The 1,224-nt window shown below is 60.6% G+C and carries 1 protein-coding gene and 1 pseudogene; both read right to left on the bottom strand.

Annotated elements, in window-relative coordinates; all coding sequences use genetic code 11:
- Positions 1–189, bottom strand: a pseudogene (locus EN750_RS35060) (ABC transporter permease); the annotation flags it as partial.
- Positions 190–254: 65 nt separating this feature from the next.
- A partial coding sequence (locus tag EN750_RS35055) for an ABC transporter substrate-binding protein (protein WP_127399331.1) occupies positions 255–1,224 on the bottom strand: 970 nt, incomplete at its 5' end.

Below are 1,224 nucleotides of genomic sequence, written 5' to 3'. Positions count from 1 at the left end.
GAAGAAGGCGGCATAGTTGCCAAGCGTGAACGCCCACGGCTTTCCCGACAGCGGCAGCTCGGTCATGAACGAGAAGAAGACCATAGCGGATAGCGGCAGGAAGATCGCCACCGTCAGCCAGAGATAGGCCGGTGCCAGCAGCGGCAATGCCGATCTCAGCCCGCTTCGCGACGCTATCGCAGCTGCCATGGTACCCTCCTCCCAGTATTGGAAGAACCAGCCGACGCGAACCGCCGGCTGGCTTGGCTGTGATCTTACTTCACGTCGACCTTAAGCTGCTGCCAGAGCGCCAGATAGGCTTCGCGCTGGGCGTCGGTGATCGGCGCCTGGAACTGGATGCGCTTGGCCACTTCGGGATCACCCATGACCTTGCGGTTGAAGGCATCCTCGGGCAGCGCTTCCACCGCCTTAGTGTTGGCCGAGACCGGAGCGCCAACCTTGGTGACCCATTCGACATAGAATTTCGGGTCGATCATGTAGTTGATGAAGGCCTCGGCGCCGGCGACGTTCTTGGCGCCGACGGGGATGGAAAACGCGTCGAGCCAGGCGACGGCGCCTTCCTGCGGCACCACCAGCGAGACCGGCAGCTTGAAATGCGTCTTGGCGCGGTCGGCCGAGCCGCTCCAATAGGTCCCGATGTCGATCTGGTTGGAGGCGACCATCTGGTTCCAGTCGTTTTCCGAGCTCCAGAAGGTCTTGATCTGCGGCATCAGCGAGGTCAGCTTCGTCTTGACCGCATCCATATCCTTGATGTCGTTGATGTTCTGGCCAGTGGCGATGGCGCCGAACTGCACCGCTTCAACGGCATCGTCGCGAATGACGACGCGGCCCTTGTGGGCGGCATCCCACATTTCGGCGATGCTCGTCGGTGGTTTGTCGAAGGACTTTTCGTTGATGGCGAGTGCGGTTAGACCCCATACCCACGGCACGCCATAGACCTTGCCGTCATGGACGAGCATCGGCGATCCCGCCTTGTCCTTGCTGATGTCGGCATAGTTCGGCAGCTTGGAAACGTCGATCGGCTGGATCAGTTTCCCGGCCATCGCCTGGTCGTTGAAGGCGGCGTTGATCATGACCACGTCATAGAGGCCGGGATTGGTCCGGATCTTGGTCAGCATTTCCTGTTCGGAATTGAAGAAGTCGTTGACGACCTTGTTGCCGGTCGCCTTTTCGAAAGCCTCGACGGCCCACGGTTCGTCGGCGCCGTAACCCTTCCAGTTGAGC

It is taken from the genome of Mesorhizobium sp. M7A.F.Ca.ET.027.03.2.1 (genome assembly GCF_003999175.1).
Taxonomy (GTDB): Bacteria; Pseudomonadota; Alphaproteobacteria; order Rhizobiales; family Rhizobiaceae; genus Mesorhizobium.
Note: the sequence above shows the minus strand (reverse complement) of the source record. Positions and strands in the feature narration are given on the sequence as shown.